This is a genomic window from Catenibacterium sp. GCM10023432 (genome assembly GCF_042651925.1).
Taxonomy (GTDB): domain Bacteria; phylum Bacillota_I; class Bacilli_A; order Erysipelotrichales; family Coprobacillaceae; genus Catenibacterium; species Catenibacterium mitsuoka.
Genome location: NZ_JBHSEB010000044.1, coordinates 23,184 through 49,238, shown reverse-complemented (window position 1 = coordinate 49,238; position 26,055 = coordinate 23,184). Strand labels below are relative to the sequence as shown.

The 26,055-nt window shown below is 33.7% G+C and carries 25 protein-coding genes and 1 other RNA gene; 19 read left to right on the top strand and 7 right to left on the bottom strand.

The genetic code is table 11. From position 1 onward, the window contains the following. Nucleotides 1–113 precede the first annotated feature (113 nt). From ACFOZZ_RS06640 to ACFOZZ_RS06620, 5 genes are all read left to right on the top strand, one after another. Nucleotides 114–884, top strand: a complete 771-nt coding sequence (locus ACFOZZ_RS06640) for a helix-turn-helix domain-containing protein (RefSeq protein WP_376814936.1) — start codon at nucleotides 114–116, stop codon at nucleotides 882–884. Nucleotides 885–1,096: 212 nt separating this feature from the next. Then, nucleotides 1,097–1,303, top strand: a complete 207-nt coding sequence (locus ACFOZZ_RS06635; protein WP_376814935.1) for a hypothetical protein — start codon at nucleotides 1,097–1,099, stop codon at nucleotides 1,301–1,303. A gap of 130 nt (nucleotides 1,304–1,433) precedes the next feature. After that, nucleotides 1,434–1,592 (top strand): transposase, encoded by a 159-nt coding sequence (locus ACFOZZ_RS06630; protein ID WP_376814934.1) that lies wholly within the window; start codon nucleotides 1,434–1,436, stop codon nucleotides 1,590–1,592. Between the two features lie 45 nt (nucleotides 1,593–1,637). After that, entirely contained in the window at nucleotides 1,638–3,251 is a 1,614-nt protein-coding gene (locus ACFOZZ_RS06625; protein WP_376814933.1) for a hypothetical protein, read from the top strand. A 197-nt stretch (nucleotides 3,252–3,448) separates the two neighbouring features. Beyond that, nucleotides 3,449–4,036, top strand: coding sequence for an HTH domain-containing protein (locus ACFOZZ_RS06620; protein ID WP_376814932.1), 588 nt, complete (start codon nucleotides 3,449–3,451; stop codon nucleotides 4,034–4,036). Nucleotides 4,037–4,314: 278 nt separating this feature from the next. On the opposite strand, the gene mnmE is transcribed toward ACFOZZ_RS06620, so the two are convergent. The 6 genes from mnmE to rpmH form a co-directional block, all read right to left on the bottom strand. Further along, entirely contained in the window at nucleotides 4,315–5,646 is a 1,332-nt protein-coding gene (mnmE, locus tag ACFOZZ_RS06615; protein WP_278779191.1) for a tRNA uridine-5-carboxymethylaminomethyl(34) synthesis GTPase MnmE, read from the bottom strand. A gap of 2 nt (nucleotides 5,647–5,648) precedes the next feature. Beyond that, nucleotides 5,649–6,980, bottom strand: coding sequence for an MATE family efflux transporter (locus ACFOZZ_RS06610; protein WP_376814931.1), 1,332 nt, complete (start codon nucleotides 6,978–6,980; stop codon nucleotides 5,649–5,651). A 62-nt stretch (nucleotides 6,981–7,042) separates the two neighbouring features. Further along, nucleotides 7,043–7,642 carry a protein jag gene (locus ACFOZZ_RS06605; RefSeq protein ID WP_055232937.1) on the bottom strand — a complete coding sequence of 200 codons (600 nt, stop codon included), beginning with the start codon at nucleotides 7,640–7,642 and terminating at the stop codon, nucleotides 7,043–7,045. A gap of 5 nt (nucleotides 7,643–7,647) precedes the next feature. Beyond that, a complete protein-coding gene (locus ACFOZZ_RS06600) occupies nucleotides 7,648–8,529 on the bottom strand; it encodes a YidC/Oxa1 family membrane protein insertase (protein WP_055232935.1) in 882 nt (293 codons plus the stop codon). A 2-nt stretch (nucleotides 8,530–8,531) separates the two neighbouring features. Then, nucleotides 8,532–8,870, bottom strand: coding sequence for a ribonuclease P protein component (rnpA, locus tag ACFOZZ_RS06595; RefSeq protein ID WP_006504671.1), 339 nt, complete (start codon nucleotides 8,868–8,870; stop codon nucleotides 8,532–8,534). A 41-nt stretch (nucleotides 8,871–8,911) separates the two neighbouring features. Beyond that, a complete protein-coding gene (gene rpmH / locus ACFOZZ_RS06590) occupies nucleotides 8,912–9,046 on the bottom strand; it encodes a 50S ribosomal protein L34 (protein WP_006504672.1) in 135 nt (44 codons plus the stop codon). A gap of 532 nt (nucleotides 9,047–9,578) precedes the next feature. Here rpmH and dnaA point away from each other — a divergent pair. From dnaA to ACFOZZ_RS06555, 7 genes are all read left to right on the top strand, one after another. Then, nucleotides 9,579–10,931, top strand: a complete 1,353-nt coding sequence (dnaA, locus tag ACFOZZ_RS06585) for a chromosomal replication initiator protein DnaA (protein WP_376814930.1) — start codon at nucleotides 9,579–9,581, stop codon at nucleotides 10,929–10,931. Between the two features lie 138 nt (nucleotides 10,932–11,069). Then, entirely contained in the window at nucleotides 11,070–12,173 is a 1,104-nt protein-coding gene (gene dnaN, locus ACFOZZ_RS06580) for a DNA polymerase III subunit beta (protein WP_055232931.1), read from the top strand. A 170-nt stretch (nucleotides 12,174–12,343) separates the two neighbouring features. Beyond that, the gene (locus ACFOZZ_RS06575) at nucleotides 12,344–12,565 is read left to right on the top strand and encodes an RNA-binding S4 domain-containing protein (RefSeq protein ID WP_022424781.1); all 222 of its coding nucleotides are present in this window, start codon (nucleotides 12,344–12,346) and stop codon (nucleotides 12,563–12,565) included. Then, nucleotides 12,546–13,640, top strand: coding sequence for a DNA replication/repair protein RecF (recF, locus tag ACFOZZ_RS06570; RefSeq protein ID WP_055232930.1), 1,095 nt, complete (start codon nucleotides 12,546–12,548; stop codon nucleotides 13,638–13,640). The genes ACFOZZ_RS06575 and recF overlap by 20 nt, the downstream gene beginning before the upstream one ends. Then, nucleotides 13,641–15,566, top strand: coding sequence for a DNA topoisomerase (ATP-hydrolyzing) subunit B (gene gyrB / locus ACFOZZ_RS06565; RefSeq protein ID WP_055232929.1), 1,926 nt, complete (start codon nucleotides 13,641–13,643; stop codon nucleotides 15,564–15,566). It begins immediately after the preceding gene. 14 nt (nucleotides 15,567–15,580) lie between these two features. Further along, nucleotides 15,581–18,028: a DNA gyrase subunit A gene (gene gyrA / locus ACFOZZ_RS06560; protein ID WP_278547605.1), complete on the top strand. Its 2,448-nt coding sequence runs from the start codon at nucleotides 15,581–15,583 to the stop codon at nucleotides 18,026–18,028. 66 nt (nucleotides 18,029–18,094) lie between these two features. After that, nucleotides 18,095–19,000, top strand: a complete 906-nt coding sequence (locus ACFOZZ_RS06555) for an AEC family transporter (RefSeq protein WP_055232925.1) — start codon at nucleotides 18,095–18,097, stop codon at nucleotides 18,998–19,000. Nucleotides 19,001–19,092: 92 nt separating this feature from the next. Here the strand turns inward: ACFOZZ_RS06555 and ACFOZZ_RS06550 are convergent, their stop codons facing one another. Beyond that, the gene (locus tag ACFOZZ_RS06550; RefSeq protein ID WP_376814929.1) at nucleotides 19,093–20,343 is read right to left on the bottom strand and encodes an RNA-guided endonuclease InsQ/TnpB family protein; all 1,251 of its coding nucleotides are present in this window, start codon (nucleotides 20,341–20,343) and stop codon (nucleotides 19,093–19,095) included. Nucleotides 20,344–20,545: 202 nt separating this feature from the next. Between ACFOZZ_RS06550 and serS the strand changes: the two genes are divergently transcribed. The 7 genes from serS to recR all read left to right on the top strand — a co-directional run bounded on the left by serS (nucleotide 20,546) and on the right by recR (nucleotide 25,874). Further along, on the top strand, nucleotides 20,546–21,832 hold the full coding sequence (gene serS / locus ACFOZZ_RS06545; protein WP_217106960.1) for a serine--tRNA ligase: 1,287 nt from the start codon (nucleotides 20,546–20,548) through the stop codon (nucleotides 21,830–21,832). Between the two features lie 61 nt (nucleotides 21,833–21,893). Then, an RNA gene (gene ffs / locus ACFOZZ_RS06540) (signal recognition particle sRNA small type) lies at nucleotides 21,894–21,983 on the top strand. A 22-nt stretch (nucleotides 21,984–22,005) separates the two neighbouring features. Beyond that, nucleotides 22,006–22,449 carry a nucleoside deaminase gene (locus ACFOZZ_RS06535; RefSeq protein ID WP_376814928.1) on the top strand — a complete coding sequence of 148 codons (444 nt, stop codon included), beginning with the start codon at nucleotides 22,006–22,008 and terminating at the stop codon, nucleotides 22,447–22,449. Between the two features lie 3 nt (nucleotides 22,450–22,452). Continuing rightward, the gene (locus tag ACFOZZ_RS06530) at nucleotides 22,453–23,130 is read left to right on the top strand and encodes a Bax inhibitor-1 family protein (RefSeq protein ID WP_278860678.1); all 678 of its coding nucleotides are present in this window, start codon (nucleotides 22,453–22,455) and stop codon (nucleotides 23,128–23,130) included. 50 nt (nucleotides 23,131–23,180) lie between these two features. Then, entirely contained in the window at nucleotides 23,181–24,974 is a 1,794-nt protein-coding gene (dnaX, locus tag ACFOZZ_RS06525; RefSeq protein ID WP_055233601.1) for a DNA polymerase III subunit gamma/tau, read from the top strand. A gap of 2 nt (nucleotides 24,975–24,976) precedes the next feature. After that, complete coding sequence (locus ACFOZZ_RS06520) at nucleotides 24,977–25,279, top strand: YbaB/EbfC family nucleoid-associated protein (RefSeq protein ID WP_376814927.1); 303 nt, start codon at nucleotides 24,977–24,979, stop codon at nucleotides 25,277–25,279. Nucleotide 25,280: 1 nt separating this feature from the next. Then, complete coding sequence (gene recR, locus ACFOZZ_RS06515; protein WP_215656507.1) at nucleotides 25,281–25,874, top strand: recombination mediator RecR; 594 nt, start codon at nucleotides 25,281–25,283, stop codon at nucleotides 25,872–25,874. Nucleotides 25,875–26,055 lie beyond the last annotated feature (181 nt).

Genomic DNA, 26,055 nt, shown 5'->3' with positions numbered 1-26,055 from the left:
ATCTAGTAGCAACATTTTTCTTAAACTTTGCGTTTATCTTTAGTTTATTTAAAGAAAATTCTTAATATCTTGAGTATATATTAGTGAATAGAAAATTAAGGAAGGTACTTTGAATGAGAATAAATGATCTAGTAGGTGAAACAACAGAATATGACAAGAAATTAAAGGTTGAGTTGAGAAAACCAAAAAGCTGGTGTAAGAGTATTAGTGCTTTTGCGAACACATTAGGTGGCGATTTAATCTTTGGAGTATCTGATGAAAATGAAATCATTGGATTAGATAATCCAGTTAAAGATGCAGAAAAAATTAGTGAAATAATCAAAACTAAGTTAAATCCAATTCCAGAATTTAAAATGTCTTTTCGTAAAGTAGAAGATAATATTCTAATTATTTTAGAGGTATTTAAAGGTGATGAAACGCCTTATTACTATTATAATGATGGATCTTTAGAAGCTTATATACGAATTGGAAATGAGAGTGTTAAAGCCTCTCCTACGGAACTTCAAAGATTAGTATTACGAGGCCGTAATAAATCATATGATTCACAAAAATCTATGTATAAAATAAGAGATTATTCTTTTTCAAAACTAAGGGAAAGATATAAGAAGTGGACAGGTTATAGTTTTGACGAAAAGAATTTAATATCATTTGGATTGGCTGATGAGGAAGGTTATCTTACTATAGCTGGCTCTTTAATTGTAGATGATAGCCCTGTACATCATTCAAGATTATTTTGTACAAGATGGAATGGTTTAAATAAAGGTAGTGGTGTTTTAGATGCACTAGATGAAGCAGAATATGAAGGTAGTGTTATAAATTTGTGGCGAAAAAACCACACGCTTGCGTGTGGGATGAAAGCCACATTTCACTTGATAAATACTTAGAAAAATGATATATAATCTATGTATATTAAAGTATAGAAAGTAAACAGATCATTAGTAAAAGTAACTATGATATAAACACACATACAACACAACAACCATCACTGTAATCAGAAAAATCCTAATAATGCTGAACATATAGCGAACAATAATAACCATGCAGAACAGTGCAATCCTAATAATTCAGCATATCATTCAAGTTGTGGAAAAAAGTAATGGCACGAACTAAACGTGACAACATACAAATAAATATTTCCATTCCTGATGGATGGAAAACAGAACTTGAAAACCCTGCACGTATCTATTCTGCTGAGGAAGGTGAGAGTATCATATTTCTTGACTTGCTGCGTAGAGGAATTCAGGAAAAATATCAATTGGGTGAACAAGACAGTGAGGAACAATATCATAGTGCTTCGTATTGATAATATCTGATACAGTATCACATCATCAGGTATTCTAAATTCATATTTCTGGTATTAAAAGGTTATGTAGAGGAAATATTGAAACAGATATTACAGAAAAATCTATTATCACATTAAGGCTCTTGTTGTAATGCTTGACCATATACATGTCTTTGTAGATGTACCACAAACTGCTGCTTCCTATGATGTTGTAGGGACTTTTAAAGATATAAGTGCTATTGAACTATTCAAGGCATTTCCACAATTAATACAATTCTATGCAGGATTCGGTATTTTATGGTTTAGATGATATTTTGTATCTACAGTAATTAAGATAATATTAAGGAGCAGAAAAATGATAACTGATAAAGAACATAAAAGACATCTTAAACAATTTCATAAGCTTTCTGACAGGCATATCTTAGCTGCTGAAACTGATATGTCTTCTTCTGATATACAAAAAGTTGTAAAGCTTTCGAATAAGATCAGAAAAGCAGGCAATGAACTTGTTGGTCTTATGAGAAAGAATTATAACCAGCTTATGCGTACAAAGAGATACCGCAAATTGCTATTTCTTTATGGTGATTCTAAAGATAAGGATAAACGAAAAACTTATGCTGAACTACTTAAAGAAATGCAGAAAGCTTATAATATTACATGGGAATACTGCAGAACGTCCATGATTCCAATAGGCAAGAAATATGGTGTAGACGCTGTATTCGCTCTGACTAAAGCCGAAGATATATGGCGTGGTATTGAAAAATGCTTATATGGTAATGGTAATGCCATTCATTTCTCAAGATATGGAGAACTGCCTTGTATTCGTGCAAAGCAGATGAATCGTGGCATACCTATATCCGTTACAGACAATAAACTTCATTTCAAACTTGGCAGGATGGTATTTGGAATACAAATAAATGATAGATTCCAGCAGGATGAAGTAGATGCGGTTTTATCATATCTTGCCGAATCTGAGATTCTGGATGACAGGGCTGCTAATACTCTTATTAAAGAGGGCTGTTGCATAGATACATACAGACCCTGCTATGCTACACTTGTTCCCAGGATGATAAGAGGTAAATACAGAGTATATCTGCATCTTACTATCGAGGGTAAAGCGAAACCAAAATATGACAAGCATGGCAATCCAAGACATAAGTTCGGAAGAGGTATTATAGGTGCTGATATTGGTACACAGACAGTTGCCTATACTTCCGATACAGAAGTAGGACTTAAGAATCTTTCAGAGCGTGGCAACAGTATTCAGACTTCTGAGAGAAAAGAACGTCTGCTTCACCGTGCTATGGACAGGTCAAGACGTGCAACTAATCCGCAGAATTATAATGATGATGGTACTGTTAAAAAAGGCCGCAAAACCTGGATTTATTCTAATCATTATAAGAAATTAAAAGAAAAACATTCTGAATTATGTCGCATCAATGCCATAAACAGACAGCTTGCAATAAATGAAGACGCTAACCATTTAAGAAGTCTTGGAGATGTATTTATCACAGAACCTAAAAATGCAGGCAAGCTTATGAGACGAGCTAAAGAAACTACGGTCAATAGCAAAGGCAAGTTTAATAGGAAAAAGCGTTTTGGCAGATCCATAAAGAATAGATGTCCTTCTGGGTTTCAAGCTACTGTAGAACAGAAATTCAAGGTATCAGGTGGTATATATATTGAAGTATCTAATGATTACAGAGCAAGTCAATATGATCATACTGTTGATGACTATATTAAAAAGAAACTATCTGACCGAATGTATAAGCTGCAAGATGGTACTGAGGTACAAAGAGACTTGTATTCATCATTCCTATTATACTGTTACGATTACAGAACTAAAAATATCGATAAAAACAAATGCATTTCTGAATTTGATAAGTGTTACAGCAAAGAAAAAGCACTAATTGAATGGATTAAGGTTAACGAGATCAAGGTATTAAATAGCGGAATTAAGATAGCGTAAAACATATTCAGGGAGATTGATTATACTTCCTTACGAAAGTAGAAATTTACCGTCAATGTGGTCGCTGGACTGCTTGGTAATGAAAGTTCTGATTCAAATAGATTTACACTTGTAACTCCAAAGTCTGAAAATGATGTACGATTATAAGCTACACTTGGCAATCAGAACCCCACGGGATTGCCCGTGGGAGTAGTCAGATGGAACGAAAAGGAAGTGGATTTGCGAAAATAATAGATAACTATGCATTTCAAATTAATTATAAAGAAGACAAGAAACCATATTTTAGGTCTGATAGGTATCAATTTACTGTTATTATGCCAAATCTTAATTATAGTGATAAAAAGGAAGACAGTTTAAATGACCAAAATAGGACCGATGACACAATAAATGTTCAAAAAGGCGCTGATGACATAATAAATGACACATTAAATGTTCAAAATGGTGCTAGTGACATAATAAATGACACAATAAATATTCAAAAAGGTGCTGGTGACATAATAAATGATCAAGATGGTACCAATCACAAAATAAATACTCAAGATGGTACTGATAACATAATAAATCATCAAAGTGATGTGAAAGATGAGATAGAACTAACTATGGAAAAAATAAAAATACTAGAAATAATGAAAAATAAACCAGACATTACAATTAAACAATTAACAGTAATATTGTCAGGTATTAGTAATAGAACAATTACAAGAAATATTGTTATATTAAAGAAAAAAGGACTTTTAGAAAGAGTTGGTTCAAGGAAAAAGGGTTATTGGAAGGTTAAACGTTAAATTAAAGGAGGAAAAAAAACTTGCTTCATTTGTACTTACCATAGACCTATGAGACAATCTAATTATACTCATTCCATTCAGCTGCTTTAATAAACCTTTAATAAAAATAGCTGAATTCTTGATAAAAATTCATACTATTATATAATTTATTCGAAGGTAGATATACCTTATCAGTACGGCTCCTACCGACATAAGTGCAGGGCGTTAAAGCATGGAGGGAGAAAACCTTCCATTTATTTTTAAAAGAAAAATCCTCTAGGTCATACCTAGAGGATTTTCTATTTCCCTATACAAAATCTCTTAAATAATTCATCCAATAAATCTTCTTTAGCCTGTTCACCTAAAATCTCTTTTAAGTTCTCCCAGCTATCATATAAATCAGTCACAATCAAGTCTGTAGGAATACCATCCTCCATGGCCTGAATCGCAACATTTAATGACTGTGAAGCTTTCTCTAATAACTGTACCTGTCTTTGATTCGCAAGTACCTGTGCCTGAGAATTAGTAATAGCGCTAAAGTCAAACTCATCTTTAATATGTTGAATGAGTTCATCTATATGATTCTCTTTAGCACTAATATGAATACCTTCTGTATCAATCACACAGCCCTTATCAGACTTATTGATTAATACAATTCTATTTAATCCTTCAGTACGTTCTAATAGTTCCTTATCTTCTACTTCTAAAGGTCTAGAACCATCTAATACAACTAGTACTAAATCAGCCTGATCAATCAAAGATAAAGACTTCTTAACACCCATATGTTCAATCTCATCTTCTGTTTCTCTAATACCTGCTGTATCAATCATATTCAATACAATATCATTTAAACGAATAGAACCTTCTACTACATCTCTAGTCGTTCCTGCAATATCAGTTACGATAGCTTTATCTTCTTCTAATAATGCATTCAATAAACTAGACTTACCTACATTAGGTTTACCTACAATGACAGTAGAAATACCATCCTTTATTAAATGCATATTCTTAGAACGATCAAGAATATCATCCATCTTCTTTCTTAAAGATACAGAACCAGGTAACAGCTTTTCAGCTGTTAGTTCTTCTATATCTTCATATTCTGGATAATCAATGTTTACTTCAATTTGAGTAATAATCTTAATCAGGTCTTCTTTTAAGTCTTTAATGAAGTTTGTGATATTTCCCTGTATTCCTTTTAATGCTAGTTTAGCTGCCTGATCATTATTAGCTGTAATTAAATCACTAATCGCTTCTGCCTGGGATAAATCAATACGCCCATTTAAGAATGCACGCTTAGAGAATTCTCCATGCTCAGCCATTCTCGCTCCTTTCTTTAAACATAAAGAAAGAACTTTATTCGTAATAAAGACACCACCATGACAGTTGATTTCTACCATTTCTTCACCAGTAAATGTATGTTGTCCACGATAGATAGAAATAAGTACTTCATCTACTTTCTCTTCACCATCGACAATATAGCCATAAGAAATAGTTTGAGACTTCTTATTTAGATTACCCGTAAAGAAGCTCTGAACAAAATCAATACACCCTTTACCCGATATACGAATAATAGAAATAGCGGCTTCTAATCGAGATGTCGCAATAGCACAAATAATATCATCATTCATCGTCATACCTCCTTAAGTGTTCTTTTCTTATACTTATAGAACCAAATAAAATTAACCAGACCTTTAATAATACCTGAGAAAGAAATAACCCACCAGATACCATTTAAATGGAGTGTGTTTAAGATTAATAAAATAGCCGGAATACGTCCTAGAGTGAATACGATACTTGTAATAGAAGGAGGAATTGTTTCTCCTAATCCACTAAAGGCTCCAGAAATCATTAATTCTAGAATCATAAATGTCTCTGATAGACCCACTATACGTAGATAGTTTTCTCCAATTTGAGTTACCATTAAATCATCAGTAAAGAAGCCATAAATCACATGAGGGAAGAAGACCATCAAGCTTGTACATACAATACCCCATAGTATAGAGAATACCAGCATTGTACGATATCCTTTCTCCACACGATCATACTTACCTGCCCCATAGTTCTGACTAATAAAGGCATTAATAGATGTCTGGAATCCAGTTGCCATACACCAAGAAATGTTTTCTATTTGTGTACCTACCTTCTGTGCTGCAACAGCTGCATCTCCAAACTCAGCTACAAAAGCAGCTACTACCATTGAACATACAGAAAATAACATGCTTTGTAATCCTAATGGAAAACCAATTCTAAGTATATTCTTATAATAAATCTTTGAATAAACCTTCTTCAATGAAATATGTTTAAGTAGTGTATTCTTCTTAAAGTTATGTCTCATAAACAATAGAAATACAGAAACTTGAGCTAATACTGTCGCAAGTGCTGCACCTACAACACCTAGATCACATACAAAGATAAAGAATGGGTCTAGGATAATATTTAATAACAAACCAACACTATTACACTGGAATGGTGTCTGACTATCACCAGAGGCATTTAGAATACCCGTCATAATAATATTTAAGAAGTTAAAGATAATCAAACCACATGTAATACGTAAATAGTTAATAGCCTGGTTAACAGTAGATTGTGATGATAATCCAAATAAACCAATAAAGAAACTTGAAAATACAACTGTACAGAAAGAGAATAATAGTGCGAATATAATCCCTAACTGAATCGCCGATGAAGCATAATCTGTAGCTGCTTCTTGATTACCTGCACCTAATGAATGTCCTGTTTTAACTTGTCCACCCTGTGTCGCAATCATTGCGAGTCCCTGCGATAACCAGCTAAACATACCTGCTACACCAACTGCTGCAATAGAGGAAGCACCAAGCTTTCCAATCCAAAGCATATCAATCAGTGCATAGGCCATTTCTAGAAATGATGTACCAATAATAGGTAGTGTTAATTTTATAAGAAGAGGGACAATACGTCCTTCTAATAAATTCAATTTTTTCATACGCATCTCCCTTCCCATCCATTCTATCAAAAGAATGTAAAAAAAAGAAGGCAGAGCCTTCTTTAATCAACATAATAAATTTCTAAGTAACGGTTTTTACCTTCACCGTGTGACTGTGTTGCAAGATGTGGCATTTCTGCAATCACCTGATGAATTACTTTTCTTTCATCAGCTGGTAGAGGATCTAACTTCATATTGATCTTAGAATGTTGTACTTTCTTACCAAAACGTTTAGCCATTGCAGCAACCTTCTGGTATCTCTGTTCCTTATAACCATTGATATCTACAGAGATTTCAATACGCTGCTTGAATTGAGTATTGACAGCACTCTTAGTAATGAAGTTTAATGCTCTTAAAATAACACCATTCTTACCAATCACAACTGAATTATTACTTGTTTCTACATTACAGTAGATACGATCATCCTGTTTGAAGACAGTAGTCTGTGTTTCGAAACCTAAAGAACTTAGTGTTCTTTCTACGAACTGACCTACATATTCTTCAACCATAGATTCACACCATCCAGCAATAACAACTTTCTTACTGAATAATCCCTTATGAACTTCAACAACTTCATAATGGAATTCTTCTGGTGTAATACCTAAGTCCTGACAAGCACGATTTAATGCTTCTTCTTCTGTTTTAGCTTCATAAGTATTCATAGTGATTACCTAATTACATTACTGTCTTTCTGATTTTGTTGCTTTTCAATATACTGAATCTGAATAAATACTGTTCTAACTACAGTAATTAAGTTAGTTGTAATCCAATAGAATGACATAGCTGTTGGCATGATTAAACCAAAGTAGATGATCATTAATGTCATTACGATATTCATAGTCTTCATCTGGTTCTGCTGAGCAGAAGGTTTATACTTCTTGTTTCTCTTCAACATTAAGTTGTTGATTTCGATAGCAAAGAACTGAGATAAAGCCATAACTAAAATAACGGCAATATAAATGAATTTACCACTAGTAATCTGAGATAAAGGTGTTAAACCTAAATTCATACCAAATGCCTGTGATGTATACAAGATCTGGATTCTCTGAACAGCACCATACATAGCGAACATGATAGGTAATGTTAAGAAAGTCCATAATGAACCAAACATAGAAACGTTATTTTTCTTGTATAAGTTCATAATTTCATTCTGCATACGCATCTGACTAGTCTGATCATTCTTACCACGATATTTGTTCTGGATTCTTTCCATTTCTGGCTGAAGCATCTGCATCTTCTGTGTAGAAATAGTAGACTTGATCATAACTGGTAAGATAATCAAGTTGATAAGAATAGTCATTAAGATGACACCCCATAAGACATTACCTGTCCATGAAGTGATTAATAAGATTCCCTTTGCGATAGGAATTGTAAGAATAAAATCAAAAAATCCTGCTTTTAATGTCCATGGTGTTGATTCAGTGATAGCACGGCTTGCTAATAAATGACCGTTCTTGTCAACATTACTTGTACACCCTGTAAAAATGAACACTAAAGCAATCACCGCAAAGATCTTTAAGTACTTCTTTGTACGAGGATCTAATACCATTTTTACTTCTCCATTCTTTTTTTCATTTTTAAATATAGATTTTGAAGAGATTTCTTGTTCTGTTCAAAATCATTCTGAGAATAGGGTTTTCTAACAATCAGAATGTAATCATTATGGTCTTCTTTTGTGAACAGTTCATGAACCATCATTCTTACTTGTCTCTTAGTCTTGTTTCTGGCAACGGCATTCCCTATTTTCTTACCGACTGACAAACCAATACGCATATGCTCTAGATCATTAGGATTCCAATATAAAACAAACTCTCTATTCGCTACGCTTTTTCTTTTCTTTATAATGGTTTCAAATTCAGTACTTTTTTTTACACGTAATTCTTTTTTCATATTTCTTTTAGAAAAAAAACCACATTAAAGTGGATTTTTTTTTAGGCAGATAATACTTTTCTTCCTTTTTTACGACGTCTAGCGATAACTTTACGTCCACCTACAGTTGCCATTCTAGCTCTGAAGCCATGAGTCTTAGCTCTTTTTCTTTTATTTGGCTGATATGTTCTTTTCATTCTTTTTACACCTCCAATATGTAGCTATTTTTTTTATACTACATAACATATGCAGTGTCATTATATGGGAAATACTATTTCAAGTCAATATTATTTATAAGAAATTTTGGCTTATATTCAATAGTTTTTGCTTCTTCACTGCTATTTTCCACACTTCATTCCCCATCGGAATTCATTCATTCACATATTGTGTAAAACCATCATTTTTCTCCTATATAACATATTTTTTTATGTGCACAATAATCTGAATAAGACGTGAATAGAGGAAATACCGCACATATATACACATATAACATGGTGCAATACTATTTTTTAGATATTCTCAATTTTTGTGAATAAGTGTGAAGAATTCAAAAAATTGCGTTAAGTTCACAATAAAAATGTGAATATCTCGTGAAAAAGACTTTGAATAACGTATGAATAAGTACTTATTCACCTTTTTTTGTGCACATCATTACTGTGAATAGTCAATATTCACTAGTCTTTATTCCCATTTTCTTTTATAATGAAGGGTGCAAAGGAAGGTGAATATATGGACAACTTGAAGCAGTTCTGGACAGAAACCCTCAATCGCTATGGAGAAAACAGTGACGATAAGATCGTATTCGACTCAATATTCACCCAGACAGAGGCTAAAGAACTGCAAAACAATGAATTAATCATTACTATAGAATCGGTTTTTAATAAGACCTTTATAGAGGATGCAAGTGAACAACTTGAAGATTTCTTCTATGAAGTATCTGGTATTAAAGCCACTATAAAGGTTATGACTAACCAGGAATATGAGAATATGAATATGGCAAAAGCCCCAGTAGTGGAAGTGAAAGAAGAAATAGATGATTTTGATGATCATTTAAGTGCTGAACTCACTTTTGATAACTTCGTTGTGGGTAATTGTAATAGAATTGCTCAAAATGCTGCTTTGGCAGTCGCCTTAAAACCTGGTACATATAATCCTTTATTCCTTCATAGTAATTCCGGACTTGGAAAGACACATTTGTTGAATGCGATTGGAAACTATGTGAAAAAGAAATTTCCAGGTAAACGTATTCTTTATACAAATGCAGAAGCATTTGTGAATGATTATGTAGAAGCAATTGGTAATAATACGATTGCAACATTTAATCATCGTTATCGTAGTGTTGATGTATTATTGATTGATGATATTCAGTTTATAGCGAATAAAGAAGGAAGTATGGAGATGTTCTTCAATATCTTCAATACGCTCCAACATTCAGGAAAACAGATTGTTATTACAAGTGATAAACCTCCTGTTGAGTTAAAAGGAATGGAAAACCGCCTTGTTTCTCGTTTTAGACAGGGTTTAACAGTGACTATTGATAATCCTGAATTTGAAACAGCCAAGGCGATCTTAAAGAAAAAGATTGAATCACGTATGATTGATTATCCTATTGATGAAGAAGTACTAGACTTTATTGCCTCTCATTTCAATAAGGATGTTAGAGACTTAGAAGGTGCTGTTACAACACTTCTATTCTATAAAGTAGTATGTGGACAAAATCTTGATCATATCAGCTTGGATTTCGCATTAGAAGCATTTGATAATCCAGATAACACAACAACTGTGACTAAAAAAGAAGCGACTCCTGATACCATTAAGGAAACAGTTGCTTCTTACTACAATCTATCCGTCACACAATTAACGAGTAAATCACGTACAAACAATATTATTACAGCAAGACATATTGCGATGTATCTTGTCAGAGAACTCGTTCCTGATATTTCTTATATCCAGATTGGCCAGGAATTTGGGGGAAGAGATCATTCTACAATCATGAAAGCTTGTTCTAAAGTTAAGAAGAAGATGAAACAGGATCCTAACTATAAAACAGCAATCAATGATTTAATGGAACGCTTAAGTTAAGCACACGTATGCACAACTTGTGCACCGTGAAAAATGAGAATTCTTATGGAATACTCAACAAAAACGCAACTTATGCACATTATGCACAGTATTATTATAATTATTCTTTAATTAATAAAATAAATAAAGGAGAAAAAAATGGATTTTAATATTAATAGACTTGTCTTATTAGATGCACTAGCTAAGGTTTCTAGAGCTGTTTCTTTAAAGAGTCCTTTACCTATTTTAACAGGTATTAAGTTTGACTTATTAGAAGATGGTTTAGTATTGACTGCATCTGATAGTGATATCAGTATTCAGACTACAATTAATGAAGGTATTATTATTAACCAGACTGGATCAGTTGTTTTATCTTCTAAGTATATCTTAGAAATTATTCGTAAGATTGATGGGGAAACAGTTCATATTCAGGTTGTAGATGGTACTTTAACTCGTATTACTTCTGAAAGTTCTTTATTTGATTTAAATGGTTCTAAGTCTTTTGACTTCCCACGTATTGATTTAAATAAGAATGGTAAGCACTTCTCTATGAAGTCTTATGAATTCAAGAAGATTATTGAAAAAACTTTATTTGCGACTAGTGAACAAGAAACAAGACCAGTACTTACTGGTGTGAATTTCAAAGTAGACCAGCACAAGCTTGTATGTATTGCGACTGACAGTTATCGTTTAGCTCAGGTTAGTCAGCCAATTGATGATGATATTCAGTTTAACATTGTCATTCCTAAGAAGTCTTTAAATCAGATTATTCACATTATTGAAAAAGATGAAATGATTGATCTTTATGTATCTGATCGTAAAGTATTATTTGTGATTGGTCAGTATCTTGTATTAACTCGTTTAATTGATGGTACTTATCCTAATACATCACGTTTAGTAGAAGATCAGGGGTCTTATACTATGTCTATCAATAGTTCCGCATTACTTGGTGCAATCAGCCGTGCTTCTTTACTTTCTGATGAACAGAGTAATATTGTAAAATTAACGATGTCTCCTGATGAAAACATTCTTTCTTCTTATTCACAGGAAATCGGTTCAGTAGAAGAAAACTTAACAAAAGCTTTCTATAAGGGTGAACCAATGACTATCTCATTTAGTGCAAAGTATTTAGCTGATGCGATTCGTTCTATTGGAACTGAAACAATTCAGTTGCGCTTTACTGAAAAGATGAGACCATTCCAGATTACAGGATTAGATGAGAGTGATAACATCCAAGTTGTTCTTCCAGTGAGAACTTACTAGGTAAATTAAAAGGTCTATTCTCTTATTTGGTTAAAATTTCGCCTGTAATTGAAATTACTAAGAAAATGAAGTTTATCTCTCCTTTGAAAAAAGGGGCTATAAACTTCTTTTTTTTATGTTTTTGTGGTATAATATAGAAAGCAAAATTAGCGCAAAGGATGTGTGATGAAATGAAAGAAGTCTTAATACATACTGAATATATTACTTTAGGTCAGGCTATGAAGTTATGTGGTGAAGCACAGAGTGGCATTGAAGCAAAGATTATGATTCAGGAAGGTCATGTTCTTGTAAATGGAGAAGTAGACCGTAGACGTGGTAAGAAATTAAGAGATGGTGATGTGTTTGAAGTCGATCGTCGCCAGTATGTAATCCATGGAAATCAAAACGCTTAATCTGATTCAATTTCGTAATTATGAAAAGCAGACCTTTCATTTTCATCCACTGGTTAATATTATCATTGGGGATAATGCACAGGGTAAAACGAATATACTTGAAGCAATTTATCTCTTGTCTACTACAAGAAGCTTTAAGTCCCGTATGCTTGATGAAATGATCATGTTCGATCAGTCTTATACACGTGTGTCAGGTCATGTTGTAAATGGTACACGTCCTTATGATTTAAAGGTTGTTGTGTCTAAAGAAGGCAAGAAGGCTTTTATTAATGATAAGGCTGTGAGTAAGACAAGTGATTATCTGGGTTATTTTAATGTGATCTTATTTACTCCTCAGGATCTGCAGTTGATAAAAGGGTCTCCTAAAATGAGGCGAACTTTGATAGATACTGAGATTTCTAAGATTTCACCAATCTATATGTTTAACTTGAATAAATATAATAAATTGATGAAGGAAAGAAATAAGTACTTAAAGATGGTTCATGATGGACATAAGGAACCTGATATGTATCTAGAGGTACTGAGTGAGGAGATGGCAGAATTAGAAGAAGATCTGATTCAAAGACGTATGAAGTTCATAGAGTTATTGAATGAGATCAGTGGGCAGATGTATGCCTATATTTCTGGTAAAGAAAAGCTTGTTTTGAGATATCATACGCATTTCAAGGATATTTCAAAAGAGGGTATTCTTGATAAATATAAAAAGAATTATAAGCGAGATATATTCCAAGGAACTACCGTGGATGGTGTTCATAAGGATGATTTAAAAATCTTTTTAGATGAGAATGATGCAGGTATGTTTGCATCCCAGGGGCAGCAGCGTTCTATCATCTTATCGATGAAGATTGCGTTAGTAGAAATAGTGAAGATGCAGATAGGTGAGTATCCTGTCTTGTTGTTAGATGATGTATTGAGTGAATTAGATGAAGAGAGAAAGATGAAGCTTTTGAATCTGATTGATCATAAAGTACAGACATTCATTACAACAACGCATTTTGATTTAGGTTATCATCATTCACTAGATGATGCTTTGGTTTTAAGAATAGAGAAAGGAACGTTGAAGGAGGATAAGTAAATGGAAGAAAAAGTAGAGCATTATGATGAATCCGATATTCAAGTCTTAGAAGGGTTAGAAGCCGTTAGAAAGAGACCTGGTATGTATATCGGGACAACGTCTGCAAGAGGTTTACATCATCTTGTATGGGAAATAGTGGATAACTCTATCGATGAAGCACTCGCAGGCTTCTGTAATAAGATCAGAGTTGTATTATTACCGGGTGATGTTGTAAAGGTCATTGATAATGGTCGTGGTATGCCTACTGGTATGAATGTGAAGACAGGTAAGAATACAATTGAAACTATTTTTACTGTTTTACATGCCGGTGGTAAATTCGGTGGAGGAGGCTATAAGGTCTCTGGTGGTCTACATGGTGTAGGTGCCTCTGTCGTAAATGCCTTGAGTGAATGGCTAGAAGTTTATGTTCACCGTGAAGGACATATTTACTATCAACGTTTTGAAAATGGTGGAACGCCTGTTGGTTCTTTAAAGGTTGTAGGAGATTGTGATCAGGAAGAAACAGGAACAACTGTAATTTTTAAGGCAGATCCTGAAATCTTTACTGAAACAACAGTTTATGATTATGGTGTATTAAGTCAGAGATTAAGAGAACTTGCTTTCTTAAATAAAGGCTTAAAGCTTGTATTGGAGGATGAAAGATTAGATCCTGCAAAAGTAGATGAATATCATTATGAAGGTGGTTTAAGAGAGTATGTGGCTTTCTTAAATAAGAATAAGACACCACTACATGATCGTATTATTGATTGTGAAGATACAATAAATGATATTTCCGTGGAAATAGCTATGCAGTACAATGATGGTTATCAGCCAAATATCTATTCATTCTGTAATAATATCAATACACACGAAGGTGGAACACATGAAGAAGGGTTCCGTTTAGCTTTAACACGTGTTATTAATAACTATGCAAAGGGTCATAACTTCTTAAAGGATAAAGATGAGTCTTTAAGTGGTGATGACTGTCGTGAAGGTTTAACTGCGATTGTATCAGTTAAGCATCCTGATCCTCAGTATGAAGGACAGACAAAGACTAAATTAGGTAATGCAGAAGTAAGAAAGATTGTATCTACTATTCTTGCGAATGCATTAGATAAGTTCTTATTAGAAAATCCTGATACTGCAAAGATTATCATGGATAAAGTTACATTGGCTTCTAAGGCAAGAATGGCAGCGAAGCGTGCAAGAGAAATGACTAGAAGAAAGACAGCTTTAGATGTCTCTAATCTTCCTGGTAAGCTTGCAGACTGTTCTTCTAAGGATCCAAGTGAATGTGAAATATTCATCGTCGAAGGGGACTCTGCCGGAGGTAGTGCGAAATCTGGTAGAGATAGAAAGATTCAGGCTATTCTTCCTTTAAGAGGTAAGATCTTGAATGTTGAAAAAGCACGTTTAGAAAGAATTCTTGGTAATGCGGAAATTAGATCTATGATTACAGCATTTGGTACTGGTATTGGTGATGAGTTTGATATCAATAAACTACGTTATCATAAGATTGTCATCATGACCGATGCCGATGTCGATGGTGGTCATATTAGAATCTTAATGCTTACTTTCTTATATCGTTATTTAAAACCTTTAATTGAGAATGGTTATGTTTATGCTGCTCAGCCACCTCTTTATTTATTAAGACATGGTAAGGATGATCATTATTTATATAGTGATTATGAGTTAGATAAACTAAAAGAAGAACTTGGTCCTAATGCGAAATATACAATTCAGCGTTATAAAGGGCTAGGTGAAATGAATCCAGAACAGCTATGGGAAACAACTATGAATCCTGAAAATCGTGTATTAAATAGAATTCAGTTAGATGATGCAATGCAGGCTGATCAGCTATTTGATATGTTGATGGGTGAACGTGTTGAACCTAGAAGAGATTTCATTAGAGAAAATGCGAAGTATGTAGAAAATCTTGATATTTAAGGAAGGAGATAGTCATGGAACAAAGAGGTATTAAAGATATACAGTTAACAGGTGAAATGAAGAAATCATTCATGGAATATGCGATGAGTGTTATTGTGGCTAGAGCTCTTCCTGATGCGAAAGATGGATTAAAGCCAGTACAGCGACGTATTATTCATGGTATGAATGAATTAGGCTGTTATAGTGATAAGCCTTATAAGAAGTCTGCCCGTATTGTTGGGGAAGTAATGGGGAAATATCACCCACATGGTGATAGTTCTATTTATGAAGCCCTTGTACGTATGGCACAGGATTTCTCATATAGATATATGTTAGTAGATGGACATGGTAACTTTGGTTCTATTGATGGTGATGGCGCTGCCGCAATGCGTTATACAGAATCAAGAATGTCTAAGATTGCGATGGAAATGGTCAGAGATATCAACAAGGATACTGTTGATTTTGTCCCTAACTATGATGGTGAAGAAAAGGAACCTAATGTGCTTCCTTCTCGTATTCCAAATTTATTGATTAATGGGTCTACTGGTATTGCGGTAGGTATGGCAACAAATATTCCTTCACATAACTTAGGTGAAGTGGTTGATGCGATTCTCGCTGTTTCTAAGAACCCTGATATTACAATTACAGAGTTGATGGATAATTATATCCCTGGCCCTGATTTCCCTACAGGTGCTTATATTTTAGGCCGTGGGGCTATTAAGAAAGCCTATGAGACAGGGAATGGTCTTATTGTTATGAGAGCAAAGACTGATATTGAAGATATCGGTAGCAATAAAAAAGCAATCATCGTGACTGAACTACCATATATGGTCAATAAGGCACGCTTAATTGAAAAGATTGCAGCTCATGTCAAAGAAAAGAATATCGATGGTATTACAGAATTAAGAGATGAATCTGACCGTGAAGGTATTCGTATTGTTATTGAGTTAAGAAGAGATGTACAGCCAGAAGTTATTTTAAATCAGTTATATAAGTTAACTGCATTACAGACTACTTTTGGTGTCAACAATATTGCCTTAGTGAATGGTGAACCTAAGACATTGTCTTTAAAAGAAATGATTAATGTTTACTTAGAACATCAGGAAGATGTTATTCGTAGAAGAACATTATTTGATTTAAAGAAGGCAGAAGATCGTGCTCATATCTTAGATGGTTTAAAGCGTGCTATTGATCAGATTGATGCGATTATTAATTTAATTAGAAGTTCTCGTACAACAGAAATTATTCAGCAGAGATTAATGGATGAATTTGATATGTCTGAAAGACAGGCAAAGGCTATCCGTGAAATGCAGTTACAAAGACTAGCTGGATTGGAAAGAGAAAAGATTGAGAATGAATTAAATACATTATTAGAAACAATTGCAGATTTAAAAGATATTCTTGCGAATAAAGAAAGAATTATTGCGATTATTGATCAGGAACTTCTTGAAATCAAAGCGAAGTATGGTGATAAGAGAAGAACCGAAATCATTCAGGGTTCATTTGATATTGAAGATGAAGATTTAATTCCTGAAGAAGATGTAGTTATTTCTTTAACGAATAATGGTTATGTAAAACGTATGCCTATTGATACTTATAAAGCTCAAAATAGAGGTGGTAAAGGTATCAAGGGTATGAGTACAAATAATGATGATGTTGTAGATTCATTAATGAATATGTCTACTCATGATGATTTATTGATCTTTACTAACTTTGGTAAGGTATACCGAATGAAGGGATATAATATTCCTGAATTTGGTAGACAGGCAAAGGGTCTTCCTATTATCAACTTATTGAATATGGATAAGGATGAACAGGTAAAGACTATGATCTCCATTACACCTTCTGAAGTAGATGAATCACATTTCTTATTCTTTGTAACTAAGGATGGTTTAGTAAAGAGAACTGGATTACCTGAATTCGAAAATATCAGACAGTCTGGTAAACTTGCACTCACATTACGTGAGGGTGATGAATTAGTTGATGTTAAGTTAACTAATGGTAAGAGTGAAATTCTTCTTGCAGCCGCCAATGGTAAGGCTATTCGTTTTGATGAAAATGATGTGAGACCAATGGGACGTTCTGCAAGTGGTGTTAAGGGTATGAATGTAGATGATAGTCATATTATTGGTGTGACTACAAATACTGAAGGACAAAATATCTTAATCATAACTGAAAAGGGTTATGGTAAGATGTCACCATTAGAAGAATATCGTTTATCTAAACGTGGTGGTAAAGGTGTTAAGACTGTTAATATTACTGAGAAGAATGGTGAATTAGTCAGCATTAAAGCTGTAGAAGGCAATGAAGACTTAATGATCATTACGAATGAAGGTATTATTATCAGATTACCAATGGAACAGGTAAAGAGTGCTGGAAGAGCTACACAGGGTGTAAGACTTATTAAAGTAGGTGAAGGTGCTTCTGTTTCAAGTATTACAGTGGTAGATAAAGAATCGGAAGAAGAAACGACTGAAGAATAGAAGTTGTCACATGACAACTTCTTTTTTTCATACTATAATTAGTCCTCAAAGAGGGGGAGTTATTATATGTTAGATTTACAGGTAGAAATATTTATTTTAGTTGGAATAGGCTATCTTATTTCTAAACTAGGATTATTTAATAAACAGACTCGTAAACAGGTCACTGATTTAGTATTAAACCTTGTGTTACCTGTGGCCACTGCAAAGAGTTTCTTAATTAAACTCACACCAAGTATTATGAAGACGACTCTTGTTGTATTTTTAGTCTCTATTGGTATACAGGGGCTTTATTTTATTATTAATAAGACTGCTTATAATAATCAGGAAGAAACAAAGAAGATCAACTTACAGTATGCGACTATGGTATCTAATGCAGGTTTTATGGGTATGCCATTTGCGCAAGGGTTATATGGTGATATGGGATTACTTTATGCTTGTATTTATTTAATACCACAAAGAATATTTATGTGGAGTTATGGTTTGTCCCATTATACAAAAGCTGATTTTAAGACAATGGTGAAGAAAGTTGCTTTACATCCATGTCTTATTGGGATTTATTTTGGTATAGTATTTATGATCATGTATTCATTAGGGTATACACTACCTTCTTTTGTGACAACAACTATGAGTTCTATAGGAGGATGTAATACCGCATTAAGTATGATTGTGATAGGAAGTATATTAAGTGATGTAGAACCTAGAGAGATATTGGATAAGGAATGTATTTATTATTCTTTTATTCGTTTAATTATGATTCCAGTGATTACTTATCTATGTTTAAGATGGACTGCACTTGATCATATCGGTATTGGTGTCTCAGTAGTATTGGCTGCGATGCCTGCACCAAGTACATGTGCAATGCTGGCAAATAAGTATGATAAGAACCCAGAATTCGCTTCTAAGCTTATTTTTGTATCTACTGCATTTTCTTTAGTCACATTGCCACTTATTTCTTTCATGATAACTTTGTGAGCCAATCCGACTTAATTTTAATTAAGTCGGATTTTTTTTAGATGTTTGCGCATCCATTTAAGAAGTATGATATTTAAGTTTCCACCTATAAGCTAGGCAATCCTTATTCTTATAGGCGTGTCCACTTCGCCTCTACTGTATAGGATATTTACATCCACAACGCTACTTTTACGCATGATATTTAATGCACCATTTACATCTGCATTCAGAACTTGTCCACTCGCCGTTCTGTACTGACCTCTATGTATTCTCTTTCCACTAAAATGGTATTCTTTAGTATCATCACTCTTATAGACTGGTATGACATCCTTATCCCAGAAGCTTGCCTTTGAGGTGTAGGATTCCTCCTGCATTACAAGTATGATGCCATTCAGTTCACAGAGATATTCAAGCTTGTCTCTCAGCTTTCCATATGGAATATTGACGAAAGTCTGATTGTTTCTTTTGCCTATGTTGGAATCCTTCTGAAATGTTTTATTATAGCCCACAATAAGAGTTCCAATATCATGATTGATACAGTAATCAATCACTTTGCGTGCAGTCTTGTTCATGTAGTCATTTATTCTATTGTTGCGCTTGCGTGCTAATGCCTTCTGTCTGTTGGTTGTCTTCTTTCCAAAATGCTGCTTATCCTTGATGGACTGTAATCTTGCATTCTCCTTATTGAACAACTGGTTAATGGACTTCAGTCTTCTTCCATCGATGATGAATGTTTCACCTTTACTTGATACTCCAGTGACAAGATTATTGATACCTAGATCTAATGCCAGTGCATTTGTTGTATTGAGATTCCTTTGAATGCATTCAGCTTCATATATATACTGAATTTCAAAGAACCTGGCATCTGCCTTTGGTATGATACGTATTTCCTTCACTTTCTTATCAAGCAGTATAGGTGGAATAGCAATCTCTACAGCATTATGTGTCTTTCTGTAGCTATTCGAATATGGAAGTTTTAGTTTATTTCCCTTAAGTCTTATATCTCCAATAATGAGTGTAGTATATCCATCCTTTGGAAGATAGCGTGGAAGTCTGCAGTCCTTAAGTGCATGCTTTCCCTGCTTTGCTTTTTTAAGTAGACCGAAGAATGATTTAAATGAACCATCTACTTCCTTGAGTATCTGCTGTGCCATATTGGAATTAAGCGTTCTATAGTTATCAGACGACTTCAGAAGTGCATAGTTCTTCTCATAATTGAGATACTTGCCTTGGGCAAAGTAATGCTGTCTGATGTTATAGATTGCCTGATTAGTGAGATTCTTCGCAATATGACATAATTCCTTGATGGAACGATAGTCTTCCTTAGACAGATGCTTTACCTGTTGTTTTACCGTAAGATACATATGTTTTAGCTCCTTTCTATAGTTTTAGGAAAAGAAGTTTCCAATTTATTTATACTATGTTTTACTCATAAATTACTTATGTGATTATAAAATAAACTTATTTATTACCACTTGATAGAAGTAGGAGTTTTCTACCGATTTTATAGATAATTAGTGAATAATGGTATATAATGACAATAATCTATGAACAAGGAGATTGTATATGATTGATATCGCAAGATTAAGAGAAGATCCTGAAGCTGTTAGGGAGAATATTAAAAAGAAGTTTCAAGATCATAAGCTTCCTTTAGTTGATGAAGCATTAGAATTAGACAAACAGTATAGAGCTGCTATTACAAGAGCATCTGAACTTCGTAGTATGAGAAATAAATTGTCTAAAGAAATTGGACAGTTCATGCGTGAGGGGAAGAAAGAAGAAGCTGCTGAAAATAAGAAGAAAGTTGGAGAAATGGCTGAAGAATTAAAGTCATTAGAAGAAGTTGAAAAAGAATCTGGAGATAAATTAAGAGAAGTCATGATGAAGATTCCTAACTTCTTAGATCCTACTGTACCAATCGGTAAAGATGACAGCGAAAACGTAGAAATCACTAAGTATGGTGATCCAGTAGTACCTGATTATGAAGTTCCATATCATACAGATATTATGGAATCATTTGATGGTATTGATCTAGATGCAGCAGGTAGAGTTGCAGGTAATGGTTTCTATTATTTAATGGGTGATATTGCGAGATTACATTCTGCAGTATTAGCTTATGCAAGAGACTTCATGATCAACCGTGGATTCACTTATTGTGTACCACCATATATGATTAGAAGTAATGTTGTTAATGGTGTTATGTCATTTGAAGAAATGGATGCCATGATGTATAAGATTGAAGGAGAAGACCTATACTTAATTGGTACTTCTGAACATTCAATGATTGGTAAGTTCATTGGTGAATTATTAGATGAAGACAAATTACCATATACTTATACTTCATATTCACCATGTTTCAGAAAAGAAAAGGGTGCTCATGGTATTGAAGAACGTGGTGTTTATAGAATTCATCAGTTCGAAAAACAGGAAATGATCGTTGTATGTAAACCAGAAGAATCTAAGATGTGGTTTGATAAGTTATGGAATAATACTGTAGATTTATTTAGATCTTTAGATATTCCAGTAAGAACACTTGAATGTTGTTCTGGTGACTTAGCAGACTTAAAGTCTAAGTCATTAGACGTTGAAGCTTGGTCTCCAAGACAGAAGAAGTATTTTGAAGTAGGAAGTTGTTCTAACTTAACTGATGCACAGGCTAGAAGATTAAATATCAGAATCAATGGTAAAGATGGTAAGTATTACGCACATACTTTAAATAATACTGTTGTTGCACCACCTAGAATGTTGATTGCGTTCTTAGAAAATAACTTAAATGAAGATGGTACTGTTTCTATTCCAGAAGCATTAAGACCATACATGGGTGGTACTGAAAAACTAGTTCCTAAAAAATAATGTGAAAGGAGATGTAAAATCTCCTTTTTCTTGCATTTTATAATAATTATGTTATAATCAATTTTGCCATTACAATAAACATGTCTGAACCATGTCAGGACCGGAAGGTAGCAGCATTAAGGGCCTCTGTTTGTGTGTAATGGCACTTTTTTTATATAAAAAGGAGTCATAGCATGAATGATGAAGAATATATGGCTGAAGCATTAAAAGAAGCAGAAATCGCAATGAGTGAAGATGAAGTACCTATTGGATGCATTATTGTCTATGAAGGACAAATCATTGCACGTACACATAACCAGAAGGAAACCTTAAAGAAGGCTACAGGACATGCTGAAATATTAGCTATTAATCAAGCAAGTGAGTATCTTGATTTATGGCATTTAGATGGCTGTACAATGTATGTAACATTAGAACCATGTATGATGTGTACAGGGGCTATTATAGAAAGTCGTATGAGTCGTTTAGTGATTGGTACGAACGTCAGTAGATGGCCAGGTTTTATAGAGTTAATAGAGAATAATCCTGTAAATCATCATCCTGATGTACAACAGGGGATTTTAAAGGAACAGTGTGCTACAATAGTATCAGAGTTCTTTAAACGTAAAAGGAGCAAGTAAACTATGGATTCTTATTATAGTAATAAGATGAGTTATGGTGAGTTCTTTGGTTCAATCATGAAATGGATGGCTGTCGCATTAGGAATCACTACAATCACTTCGTTTCTATTCTCATTCTTACATCTTGAACTGATATTGGGTGCGTCTTATTTCATCTTTATGATTGTTTGTTCGATTATAGAAATAGGATTAGTACTAATGCTTAGTAAAACAGTCAAAGATATGGCTATAGAGAAGGCTAAGACATACTATGTTGCTTATTCAGTAATTAATGGGATTGTGCTTTCTATGTGGTTGAATTATGTTGTACCAGGTGTAGCGGTACTTGCTTTTGCGGTGACAGCTGTTTATTTTGGTTTACTCTATACAGTGACACAGCATACTAATAATAATTTCATCGGCGTAGGAAAAGTCTGTTTAATGGCTTTACCAGTTCTTATGATTGCGTATATTTTATTGATTTTCATTTCAGCACCAGCTCTTTATTATCTAGTTGTATTCCTTGATCTTGCAGTTTTTACTGGACTTACATTACATGACTTTAAAAGCATTGAATATGCTTATGAAATTGTACCTCAGGAAGCATTACAAGGTATGGCATTACTTTGTGCATTACAGCTCTATATGGATTTCATCAACATTCTTATCGATATATTGATGTTAGTAAGTGATAATAATTAAGGTGCTAAGGCACCTTTTTTTATGTATAATAAGGAAAGGAGTTGATGAAGATGGCATATAAATCATTATATAGAACATACCGTCCACAGACATTTAAAGATGTAGCTGGACAGGAAGCAATTATTACTACATTAAAGCATGCAATAGATGAAAAGAAGATTGCGCATGCATATTTATTTTGTGGTCCACGTGGAACAGGGAAGACAACTGTTGCAAAGTTATTAGCTAAAGCAGTTAATTGTACAGGGGATCCTAAACCATGTGGTGAATGTGAGAATTGTAAACAGATAGAAAATGGAACACATCCAGATGTCATTGAAATAGATGCTGCCAGCAATAATGGGGTAGAAGAAGTAAGAAGTCTGATTGATAAGGTGAAATATGCACCGACACAAGGACAATATAAAGTCTACATCATCGATGAAGTACATATGATGTCACCTGGAGCTTTTAATGCACTATTAAAGACATTAGAAGAACCACCTGCACATGTCATCTTTATTCTTGCGACGACAGAACCACATAAAATCTTGCCTACTATTATTTCTAGATGTCAGAGATTTGATTTTACACGACTTACTGACCAGGAAATGGTACAAAGAATGCAGTATGTCTTAAAAGAGGAAGATAAGACATATGATGATGGATCTTTAGAATTAATTGCTAGACTTGCGAATGGTGGAATGAGAGATGCATTATCTATCCTTGAACAATGTCTTGCCTATAATGATGATCATTTAAGCATTAATGATATTCATACTATTTATGGTATTGTATCCATGGATGATAAGACAAACTTATTGAAGGTTTTATTATCTAAGAATATGTCTGAGTCTTTAAAGATATTAGATAAGATGGATAAGAGTGGTATCGATATTAAGAGATTGACATTTGATTTGATTGATATATTAAAAGACATAGTTGTTTATAGGAATACAAAAGATGCTTCTATTATGTCAGTCATGACACAGAAAGACTTAGAAAACATCGTGCCTTATATTACAAGTGATGAATGTTTTAGCTTTATTGATATATTGATGGATGCAAGTGAGAAGTATATTAGAGCGACTGATCCACATATTTATTTTGAACTTGCATTATTAAGACTATGTAATCAAGAACATGCACCAAGTCAGAAGATTGAATATACACCTGTCAAAGATGAAACAGTCAAACAAGAACCTGTAAAGGTAGAAGAAAAAGTTGAACCAATCGAAGAAATTATAGAAGAACCTGTCTTTGAACCAATTGAAGAAGAGATAGTAGAACCAGTCTTAGAAAAGAAGGCTGAACAACCAGTACCTCAATTCAATTATGAAAAGAAAGAAGAACCAGAAACATATGTATCAGATGATAATATCGAAGTAGATCAAAGTGATATATTAAATATTCTTGTACAGGCAGATCGTAAGATCTTAAATGAAGTACAGGAGAAGTGGCCAGTGATTCGACGTTATATGGCTAATATGAATACAGCTAAAGCAGCAAGTATGTTATCACAGGGACATCCTGTAGCTGCTTGTAGAGATGGTTTAATTATTGAGTTTGAATTAATGCCTGATGTGAACGCGGCTAACTATTATAAGAATTATAAACAGTTATCATCTTTAATTAAGGATGTATTAGGACATGAATATAAATTCATTGGGATGCAGCATGATGCATGGTTAGAGATGAGACAACATTATATTCAGCTTGCAAGAAGCAAACAGCTTCCTCAGGCGAGACCAATCACATTAAAACATATTGATGGATATGATTTAAAAAGAGTCGATTTGAATGATGCACAGAAGTATGCTTTAGATATGTTTGGTGAAGATATTGTAGAATTTAAGGAGGATTAAAAATGGATTTCAATTCGCTTTTAGAAACCGCAAAGAAAATGGGTGAAACTGCCTCAAATCAACAAAAAGAATTAGAAAACAAGAGTTTTAGTTTTTCTTGTAAGAATAATTTGATTACAGGTAAAATCAATGGTAAGTATCAGATCACTGAATTACATATCAGTCAGGATCTTATGGATGATAAAGATATGTTAGAAGACTTGATGATGATTGCGATTAATCAAGGAATTAGTCAAGTAGAAAAGGAGAAAGAAGACAATATGAAATCCCTCACTGGTGGATTAGATTTATCTTCTTTTATGTAATATGGAATATCCAAAGAGTTTTGAAGAGTTAATGACATGTTTTAAAATGTTGCCAGGTATTGGAAATAAAGGTGCTGAAAGAATGGCTTATGCGATTTATGATATGTCAGAAGAAGATGTAAAAAGATTCTCACAGGCACTCACTTTATTTAAAGAAAATGTCCATACTTGTCCTATATGTGGTAATTTAAGTGAAGGTGATAAGTGTGAGATATGTGCTGATCACGAAAGAGATCAATCTACAATATGTGTTGTAGAATCTCCTAAGGATGTCTTTGCGATGGAAAAGATGAAAGAGTACCATGGTTTATATCATGTATTAGGTGGTACAATTTCTATTATGGATGGCAAGACTATGGATGATTTGAACATCATGAGTTTATTTGATCGTATTACTCCTGATACAAAAGAAGTGATTATTGCGACAAATGCGACAAGAGAAGGGGAAACAACTGCGCTCTTCCTTGCAAAGCTATTAGATAAAAAAGGTGTTAATACAACACGTATTGCGCATGGTTTACCAATTGGAAGTTCTCTTGATTATGCAGATGAACTCACATTATTAAAATCATTTGAGGGTAGAAAGAAAGTTTAAGTAAGAGGGCTATAATGTATTGTTATAGCCCTTTTATATTGAGTATAAAATGATGAAAGCTTTCAATGAATTAGCATGTGAATAAGAACATTAAATGATTCCTATTCTTTAGGAACTTATGGATTAGAAGATTATAAATATGCGAAACTGTTATCAGCAAGATGGTCACAGGTATTAAATA

Bases quoted from the DNA above. Each gene is read 5' to 3' on its own strand.
- ACFOZZ_RS06520 (WP_376814927.1), top strand. From the start codon at position 24,977: ATGGATTTCAATTCGCTTTTAGAAACCGCAAAGAAAATGGGTGAAACT.
- ACFOZZ_RS06635 (WP_376814935.1), top strand. From the start codon at position 1,097: ATGGCACGAACTAAACGTGACAACATACAAATAAATATTTCCATTCCT.
- dnaX (WP_055233601.1), top strand. From the start codon at position 23,181: ATGGCATATAAATCATTATATAGAACATACCGTCCACAGACATTTAAA.
- ACFOZZ_RS06575 (WP_022424781.1), top strand. From the start codon at position 12,344: ATGAAAGAAGTCTTAATACATACTGAATATATTACTTTAGGTCAGGCT.
- gyrB (WP_055232929.1), top strand. From the start codon at position 13,641: ATGGAAGAAAAAGTAGAGCATTATGATGAATCCGATATTCAAGTCTTA.
- ACFOZZ_RS06610 (WP_376814931.1), bottom strand. From the start codon at position 6,980: ATGAAAAAATTGAATTTATTAGAAGGACGTATTGTCCCTCTTCTTATA.
- ACFOZZ_RS06555 (WP_055232925.1), top strand. From the start codon at position 18,095: ATGTTAGATTTACAGGTAGAAATATTTATTTTAGTTGGAATAGGCTAT.
- ACFOZZ_RS06535 (WP_376814928.1), top strand. From the start codon at position 22,006: ATGAATGATGAAGAATATATGGCTGAAGCATTAAAAGAAGCAGAAATC.
- ACFOZZ_RS06605 (WP_055232937.1), bottom strand. From the start codon at position 7,642: ATGAATACTTATGAAGCTAAAACAGAAGAAGAAGCATTAAATCGTGCT.
- ACFOZZ_RS06600 (WP_055232935.1), bottom strand. From the start codon at position 8,529: ATGGTATTAGATCCTCGTACAAAGAAGTACTTAAAGATCTTTGCGGTG.
- rpmH (WP_006504672.1), bottom strand. From the start codon at position 9,046: ATGAAAAGAACATATCAGCCAAATAAAAGAAAAAGAGCTAAGACTCAT.
- ACFOZZ_RS06530 (WP_278860678.1), top strand. From the start codon at position 22,453: ATGGATTCTTATTATAGTAATAAGATGAGTTATGGTGAGTTCTTTGGT.
- recR (WP_215656507.1), top strand. From the start codon at position 25,281: ATGGAATATCCAAAGAGTTTTGAAGAGTTAATGACATGTTTTAAAATG.
- ACFOZZ_RS06620 (WP_376814932.1), top strand. From the start codon at position 3,449: ATGGAACGAAAAGGAAGTGGATTTGCGAAAATAATAGATAACTATGCA.
- mnmE (WP_278779191.1), bottom strand. From the start codon at position 5,646: ATGAATGATGATATTATTTGTGCTATTGCGACATCTCGATTAGAAGCC.
- ACFOZZ_RS06640 (WP_376814936.1), top strand. From the start codon at position 114: ATGAGAATAAATGATCTAGTAGGTGAAACAACAGAATATGACAAGAAA.
- dnaN (WP_055232931.1), top strand. From the start codon at position 11,070: ATGGATTTTAATATTAATAGACTTGTCTTATTAGATGCACTAGCTAAG.
- ACFOZZ_RS06550 (WP_376814929.1), bottom strand. From the start codon at position 20,343: ATGTATCTTACGGTAAAACAACAGGTAAAGCATCTGTCTAAGGAAGAC.
- serS (WP_217106960.1), top strand. From the start codon at position 20,546: ATGATTGATATCGCAAGATTAAGAGAAGATCCTGAAGCTGTTAGGGAG.
- ACFOZZ_RS06630 (WP_376814934.1), top strand. From the start codon at position 1,434: ATGCTTGACCATATACATGTCTTTGTAGATGTACCACAAACTGCTGCT.
- rnpA (WP_006504671.1), bottom strand. From the start codon at position 8,870: ATGAAAAAAGAATTACGTGTAAAAAAAAGTACTGAATTTGAAACCATT.
- gyrA (WP_278547605.1), top strand. From the start codon at position 15,581: ATGGAACAAAGAGGTATTAAAGATATACAGTTAACAGGTGAAATGAAG.
- recF (WP_055232930.1), top strand. From the start codon at position 12,546: ATGGAAATCAAAACGCTTAATCTGATTCAATTTCGTAATTATGAAAAG.
- dnaA (WP_376814930.1), top strand. From the start codon at position 9,579: ATGGACAACTTGAAGCAGTTCTGGACAGAAACCCTCAATCGCTATGGA.
- ACFOZZ_RS06625 (WP_376814933.1), top strand. From the start codon at position 1,638: ATGATAACTGATAAAGAACATAAAAGACATCTTAAACAATTTCATAAG.